This window comes from Streptomyces sp. NPDC048462 (assembly GCF_043200175.1).
Taxonomy (GTDB): domain Bacteria; phylum Actinomycetota; class Actinomycetes; order Streptomycetales; family Streptomycetaceae; genus Streptomyces.
Window position 1 is genome coordinate 1 of record NZ_JBICXG010000061.1, and the last position, 7,628, is coordinate 7,628.

A 7,628-nucleotide genomic window follows, 5' to 3' on the forward strand; every position below is an offset into this window, starting at 1 on the left:
CAACACCGACCACCGAACCCACAGAACCGCCGTCCACATCCAGATCAACGCATCGCCAAGCCCGCCAGACGACTAACCGAACGGCATTGGCCCTAGCCCCGGCCTTCGCCCTCGAAACGATGAGCAACGATGCCGCCTTCCTCCTCGGGCCCGCCCTCGCGGTACTGACGGCGACCCGGCTGCACCCGGCCGCGGGTACGGTGCTGGCGGGCGCGCTCGTCGTCGGGGCCGGACTCGCCTTCGCGGCGCTGCGCCGTACGGCCCCGGCGCCGGCGGCGAGAGCCGCCCCGGGCCGCAAGGCCGACCGAGGCCCGAAGCGTCTGTGGACCCGGAACTTCGTGACGCTGCTGACGGTCAACTTCGCTCTGGGCGTCTTCTTCGGCTCGACGCAGGTCTCGGTGAGCGCCTTCGCCGACGCCCACCATGCCGCCTCGGCAGCCGGGTTGCTCTACGGCCTGATGAGCGCGGCCAGCCTGCTGGCCGGTCTGGTCTACGGGCATCGCCACGGGCGCACCCCGCCCGAGCACCGGCTGCCCCTGATCCTGACCTTTCTCGCCTGCGCGTCACTGCTGCCGATGCTGGCCGGTTCCCCCTGGCAGCTCGGCCTCGCCCTCCTGCTTCCCGGCGCCGGAGTCGCTCCGTGCATCATCGTCGCCTCGACGCTCGTCGAGTCGGCCATGGACCGGTCGGTCCTCACCCAGGCCTTCACCTGGACGAACTCCGCGTGCGCGGCGGGCATCGCCGTCTCCGCCGCGGTCGTCGGCCGACTCGTCGACGGTCCGGGCGGCGCGCGAGCCGGCTTCGCCGTTCCGCTCCTGGCCCTGACCGCAACAGCAGCGCTGACCTGGGCCGCCCGTATCGCGCTCACTTCGGCCGGCACACCCGACACGGGCACTGCGACCGGCCCGGCCACCACGGCGACCGGGCAGTTCCCGGCGGAAGCGGACACGACAGGTGCCGCTCCCTGACCGCCGCGACGCGCGGCACCCGGTCCGATCACCGCTCGACCTGAGTGGCGCGAACAGCACGCCGGCAGCCTCCCGAGCGTTGACATGTCCCCTGCCAAACCCTCAGGCTCGCCTGGTGACAACGTTGTCGACGGAGAAGAGGCGAGTCGTGCGGGTGTTCAGCAGACGTGGGAAGAACGCGGGCGCCGGTGCCGTCATCGCCGTGCTCGTAGCGGCGTCGCTCATGGCGGGGTCGGGCCCGGCCGCGTCCGCCGCCCCGCCCGGCGCGGCGGACCCGGCCGTGGCGGCGGGCGGGTACTGGGCCACCTCGTACGAGCCCGGTACGCCGGTGCCCGCAGGATTCCCGGCCCGCGGGCAGACCCGGAACCTGCGCGGCGAGACCACCCGGGTCACCACCACCGTGCGCGACGTGCGTTCGGGCCACCCCAACGACGCGAGCGCGCAGGAAGGCGTGACCAGCCTCGCGGATCAGGACTCCGGCACCAAGTGGTACGCCCGTGACAGCGGACGGCCCACCGGGGACGAGCCCGCGTACGCGATCTACAACCTGCGCACCCCGGCGGCCGTCACCGGCTACTCCCTCACCTCCGCGAACGACGCGCCGCCGCGCGACCCGGCCGCGTGGACCGTCCTGGGCAGCGACAGCGAATCCGCCGCCACGGATGCGGACGACACCTCGTGGCACGTCCTGGACCAGGAGAAGGAACAGCTCTTCGGCGCCCGGGGGCAGAGCAACTTCTATCCGGTCCGCGCCACACACGCGTACCGCCACTACCAGCTCCGCATCACCGGCAACTGCGCCGAGCGGTGCGAGGGTTCGGCCGGTGACCATTCGAAGCTCCAGCTCGCCGACTGGACCCTGCGCAGTTCTGCGGGGTCCACTCCCTCGGCCCTCGGGGTCCGGGTCGAGAACGCCGACTCCGTCGGTGCGGCGGACGGTTCGGCAGCGCTGCGGTACGCGGGCCGGGTCCTCACCTCCGGACCGGCCTCCGCCACGGTGGTCCTGCGCTCCGGCCTCGACGTCCCGCTCGTGCGCGGGTCGCGGCTGAGCTACGTGGTCCGCCCGGACGACGCCGCCTCCGCCCACGTCGCGCTCGACCTCCTCTACACCGACCCGGACGGCAGCCATCCCCATACCCACGAGGTGCGGACGGCGAACAGCACACTTGCTCCGGGGAAGTGGAACACCGTCTCGGCCGGCCTCGACGCCCTCGCCGGGAAGCACGTCAGCGAGATCCGGCTGCGCTACGACGACGCGCACGCCAAGTCGGCCTCCCTGCCGGCAGGCTGGCTCGACGATCTCAGTATCGGCAAGCCCGTCGTCGACGCCTCGGCCACCTGGAGCTACCTCGACACCCCGGGCATCGACCCGGCGCGCGGGGACGAGGACCGCACGGCCTGGACGAGGACCGGTTTCGACGCGGGGGACGTCCCCTGGAAGACGGCCGGCGGCCCCTTCGGAGCGAAGAACGACGGTACGGATCTCGGGACCGGCTTCCCCGTCCGCACCAAGCTGAGGCTGCGCAAGGACGGCGGCGACAGTGCCGAGGCGTACTTCTTCCGGACCTCGTTCTCCATGGACCGCGACTCCCTCGACGCGATCAGCGGGCTGCTCGGCACGGTCGTCTACGACGACACCGTCACCGTCTATCTCAACGGCCGGCGCATCGCCGGCCACGGCGACGGAAAGATCACGAAGAACCTCCAGTACGAGACCCCGGACGGGACCTCCGGCGAGGGCGACCCGGTCACCGCCCGCTTCGGCGTTCCGGCATCGGCCCTGCGCGTGGGGACCAACACCCTGGCCGTCGAGGTCCACCAGTGCAACAGCACCAGCTCGGACGTCTACTTCGGGCCCGGCCCGCTCGCGCAGACCACCGGCTCCCTGCCCTTCAGCGACGAGCAGCTGGGCACCTCGTACGCCTCCGACACCCAGCCCGTCGCGCCCGGCGGCGGCGACTACTTCACCTGGCTGCTGCGCTCGTTCGACGCCGCCCGGGAGGAGCCGTCGATCATGGGGGCCAACGAGGCCCTGCCGAAGGGGACGACGTACGAGGAACTGGCCGCGCTCGACGACCGGACGGTCGTCGACATCAACAACGCCCCCTCCGGGCCCGCCGACCCCCAGGTCCACAAGGCCCTCGTGGACGGCGCGAACAGCCCCTACCGCACCATGGCGGACGGACTGGGCACCACCCTCGGCCGGCTCTACGGCCAGGCGCTGAAGAACGGTGAACTCCCCAAGACGGAGGCGCTGTTGTCCGGGCGCGTCGAACACACCGCGGACTCCTCGGCCGACTGGTACCAGACCGCCAAGAACAACTACCAGTACAAGCGGCCCTTCGTCCGGATGGGGTTCACCGACGATCAGGGACTCATCAAGCCGTGGGACAGCCCCGGCGGCTACGCCGGTCTCGCGGGCGACGGCTCCTTCCCGAGCGGCCACACCAGCCACGGCTACGCGCAGGGCATCGTCCTCGCCACCCTGCTGCCCGAGCTGGCACCGCAGATCCTGGCGCGCGCCTCCGAGTACGGGAACAACCGCATCCTGCTGTCCTTCCACTACCCGACCGACATCATGGGCGGCCGGATCGTCGGCGAGAAGACCGCCCAGCTGCGCTGGTCCGACCCGGAGTTCCGCACACTCCTGGAACAGGCCGGGACGGAGCTGCGCTCGGTCCTCGGACAGAAGTGCCGTGAGGCCGGAGCGGACGGTTCGCTCGCACGGTGTGCGGCCCGGGGGACGCCGTACCTTCCGACGGCCGAGGCGCTCAAGGTGTACGAGCAGCGGCTGACCTACGGCTTCCCGCACATCGCCGCCGAGGGCCGGCCGGCCGCCGTTCCGGACGGGGCGGAGGACCTGCTGCGCACCTCGTACCCGAAGCTCACCGGCACTCAGCGGCGTGCCGTGCTGGCCGCCACCCAGATCCCCTCCGGCTCGGTGCTGGACGAGCAGGGCGACGGGGGGAGCTGGCAGCGGCTCGATCTCGCGGGTGCGATGACCGCGAAGGTCACCGCACACCACGACGGGACGCTCACCGTGAACGGGGTGCGGGTGAACGCCGAGGGGGTCCGGACCGGAGAGTGACCGACTGTCCCGCGCGGGGCGACGGAACGCGAACGCGAGGGCTGCGGCGCTACCGCTCGTCCCGCCGACGGGCGAGATGGACGACGATGTCGGCGGCGATCTCGACCGTCCCGGGCAGCACGCGCAGGATCTGACCGAGAACTCGCTCCTGTTGCGACTGCGGCAGCATGAGGTAGGCCGAGACGGTCGAGAGATAACCGACGTAGTCGCCCGCGCTCATCGTCAGGCTCCGTTCGATCACGGACTGCTGAACTCCGGTGAACCACTCGGACCGCTGGAGTTCGGTACCGGGCCACTGCATGTGGTGCCCGGCCGGTGTCCTGTCCGGGGACGGGACATCGTCGCTCTCCAGGAACGGCGCCCGTGCCGCGCGGACAGCCTCCTCCACGGCCGGGTCCACCAGTCCCACCGGCCCGGCGAAGGAGGCGAACACGCCACCCGGCTCCAGCAGTCCGGCCATGCGGGACCACCGGCCCGCCGGGTCCGTCCAGTGCAGCGCCGCCGCCGCGTAGACCAGTCCGTAGCTCTCGCCCGGCCGGAGGTCCTCGAAGGCGGCGCGTGCCGTCCTGACGTCCGGCGGCACATGCTTGCGCAGTTCGGCGAGCATGTGCGCGTCGGGGTCGGTCGCGGTGACCGTGACCCCGCGCCGGGCGAGCAGGCGGGTGGCCTTGCCCGTCCCGGCGCCGATCTCGAGCGCGGTGGTCACCGGCCGGCCGGCATAACCCGTCACCACGTCGAACAGCTCCACGGGATATCCCGGCCGGAACCGCTCGTACGCCTGCGCTATTGCTCCGAAGCTCAGTGCACGACCAGACATGCCGTGCATCCTGACACGGTGGGTGCCGTCAGTGCCTGGTCGTTTCGGGCGATCCGGCCTCCCCCTGCCGGGCGGTGGGAGCCTTGTCGAGCGGCGGTAGCTCCGCCGGGGCCTCGGAGTCGGGGGCCGCTTCGGCCGCGAGCCGCTCCATGCCGCTGGTCGTCTTGAGGGGCTTCTCCCTGACGAAGAGCACCGCCAGCAGGCCGAGGAACGCGAAAGGCGTGGCGATCAGGAAGAGATCGCCGGTCGCGACTCCATAGGCGTGCTCGACGATGTTCTTCATCGGCTCGGGCAGCGTGGTCATGTCGGGCACGGCACTGCCGTGGCCGCCGGCCGGTGCCGGGATGCCGTTCTCCGCGAGGCCCTTGCTCATCTCGCTCGCGACCCGGTTGGCGAGCACCGCGCCGAGCACGCTGGTCCCGATGGTGCCGCCGAGGCTGCGGAAGAAGGACAGTACGGAGGTGGCCGCGCCCAGTTCGTGCGCGGGTACGTCGTTCTGGGCGGCGAGTACCAGGTTCTGCATCAGCATGCCGACGCCGATGCCCATGAACGCCATGTAGACGCTGAGCAGTCCGAAGTGCGTGTCGGCGTCGATGGTCGACAGCATGCCGAGCCCGGCCGTCATGATCACGGCACCGGCGACGAGGTAGCGCTTCCACTTGCCGGTCGCGGCGATGATCTGCCCGGCGACGGTCGAGGACACCAGCAGACCACCGATCAACGGGAGGCTCATGAGGCCCGCGACCGTCGGCGACTTGCCCAGGGAGATCTGGAAGTACTGCGAGAGAAAGACGGTTCCCGCGAACATCGCGATGCCGACGAAGAAGCTGCCCAGGGTGGTCAGCGTGACCGTGCGGTTGCGGAAGATGTCCAGCGGGATGATCGGCTCGGCCGCCCGCGACTCGACGAAGACCGCGGCGGTCAGCAGCACCACGCCGGTCAGCACCAGGGCGGCGGTCTGCCAGGAGGCCCAGTCGAAGTTGTTGCCGGCGAGCGAGGTCCAGATCAGCAGCGCGCAGACACCCGCGACGATCAGGAAGGCGCCCAGCCAGTCGATCCTGACCTGACGGCGTACGGTCGGCAGCTTCAGGGTGCGCTGGAGCAGCAGGATTCCGGCCAGTGCGAACGGCACACCGACGAAGAAGCACCAACGCCAGCCGAGCCACGAGGTGTCCACGAGGACGCCCCCGATGAGCGGACCGGCGACGGTGCCGACGGCGAAGACCGCCCCGAAGATTCCCGCGTACTTGCCGAGCCTGCGCGGCGGGATGATCGCGGCCATCACGATCTGGGCGAGCGCGGTGAGGCCACCGGCGCCGATGCCCTGGATGACCCGGCTGACGATCAGCGTGTTGACGTCCTGCGAGAAGCCCGCCACCAGGGAACCGACGACGAACAGGCCGAGCGAGAGCTGGAGCAGCAGCTTCTGGTTGAACAGGTCCGCGAGCTTGCCCCAGAGCGGCACGGTCGCCGTCATCGCGAGGAGTTCGGACGTCACGACCCAGGTGTACGCGGACTGGCTGGCGCCGAGGTCGGCGATGATGCGCGGCAGCGCGTTGGCGACGACGGTGCCGGCGAGGATGGCGACGAACATGCCGGCCATCAGGCCGGACATCGCCTGGAGTATCTGCCGGTTGGACATGGAGGAAGGCGCCTCTTCGGGCGCCTCGATTGTGGTCACGGTGTCCTTCTTCGGAGCTGGGGCAGAACAGAGGTCGGCGGTGAGGAGGCGGGCGGCACGGGGGTGGCCGGGCCCCCGCAGAAAAGCGGTGGGACCGCGGAACCGGGGCTACCCGGGCGGCCGTGGCAGGCCTTGGGCGAGCTGGGCGAACACCTCCTGGAAGGTGGCCGCGAGCTGCACTTCTCCGGGGTGGTCGCACCAGTGCTCGATGGTGACCCGCACAGCGGTCTGGGCGATCGCGGCGAGCAGTTGGGGGAAGAGGCTGTCGCCCGCGGTGCGGGACTGCGCCCGCGTGCCCCCCGAAGTCGCGTCCGTGGCGGAGGCCCCGGCGGCGAGCCAGTCGGCGATCGCGGCGGCGAGGGCCCGTTGGTCCGCCACCTGGGCCTGGAGGCCGCGTTGGATGAGGTGGGGGGAGCGCTGGAGGACCTTGGCCTGCAGCGCCCAGAACTCCTTGCGCTGTTCGAATCCGTCGAGCTCGTCGGTGAGGGCGTCGCGGATCACGTCGAGTGGCGGACGGTCGGCCGGGGCGAGGCGCACGGACTCCCTTACCCGCTCGCCCACCTCCTCGTCTATCAGCACGAAGGCGTCGTCGTGGCTGGGGAAGTAGTTGAAGAACGTCCGGGGGGACACTCCGGCGGCCTCACTGATGGCCTCGACCGTGACGTTCTCCACGCCGTGCTCGGCGGCCAGGCGTACGGCGGCTTCCGCGAGGGCGTTGCGGGTCGCACGCTTCTTGCGCTCCCGAAGCCCCGGCGAGGACGGCTTCTTGCGCTCGGGCGGTTCGGGTGCGGAGGGGTTCTTGGTCGGCACATCTTGCATAGTAGGCAAAAATGCAGGACCTGCAAAATTATTACGCGCCCTGCTGCTTGCCTGCCGCCGGTCGCTAGGGCCTGTCGTCAAACTGCCGTCTGCAGCGCGGCGCCACGCACGCACTCTCGTGGCTCCGGGGCGGGGTTACTTCGGGTCGCGGTTGAAGGTGGTGGTGGACCAGCGGTAGCCGAGTGTGATGAGGGCGAGGGACCAGGCGATGGTGAGCCAGCCGTTGTTGCCGATTTCGGTGCCGAGGAGGAGTCC

The 7,628-nt window shown here is 70.9% G+C and carries 5 protein-coding genes and 1 pseudogene; 2 read left to right on the plus strand and 4 right to left on the minus strand.

Features of this window, described 5'->3' with window-relative positions:
* Window positions 1-86: 86 nt before the first annotated feature.
* Window positions 87-968, plus strand: a complete 882-nt coding sequence (locus ACGFU6_RS39145) for an MFS transporter (RefSeq protein WP_393617386.1) — start codon at window positions 87-89, stop codon at window positions 966-968.
* Between the two features lie 223 nt (window positions 969-1,191).
* Window positions 1,192-4,056: a phosphatase PAP2 family protein gene (locus ACGFU6_RS39150; RefSeq protein ID WP_393617391.1), complete on the plus strand. Its 2,865-nt coding sequence runs from the start codon at window positions 1,192-1,194 to the stop codon at window positions 4,054-4,056.
* A gap of 49 nt (window positions 4,057-4,105) precedes the next feature.
* Here the strand turns inward: ACGFU6_RS39150 and ACGFU6_RS39155 are convergent, their stop codons facing one another.
* The 4 genes and pseudogenes from ACGFU6_RS39155 to ACGFU6_RS39170 all read right to left on the minus strand — a co-directional run.
* Window positions 4,106-4,873 (minus strand): class I SAM-dependent methyltransferase, encoded by a 768-nt coding sequence (locus tag ACGFU6_RS39155; protein ID WP_393617388.1) that lies wholly within the window; start codon window positions 4,871-4,873, stop codon window positions 4,106-4,108.
* A 28-nt stretch (window positions 4,874-4,901) separates the two neighbouring features.
* Window positions 4,902-6,515: an MDR family MFS transporter gene (locus ACGFU6_RS39160; protein WP_393617392.1), complete on the minus strand. Its 1,614-nt coding sequence runs from the start codon at window positions 6,513-6,515 to the stop codon at window positions 4,902-4,904.
* A 147-nt stretch (window positions 6,516-6,662) separates the two neighbouring features.
* Window positions 6,663-7,364, minus strand: coding sequence for a TetR family transcriptional regulator (locus ACGFU6_RS39165; protein ID WP_393617390.1), 702 nt, complete (start codon window positions 7,362-7,364; stop codon window positions 6,663-6,665).
* A 144-nt stretch (window positions 7,365-7,508) separates the two neighbouring features.
* A pseudogene (locus ACGFU6_RS39170) lies at window positions 7,509-7,628 on the minus strand (ABC transporter permease); the annotation flags it as partial.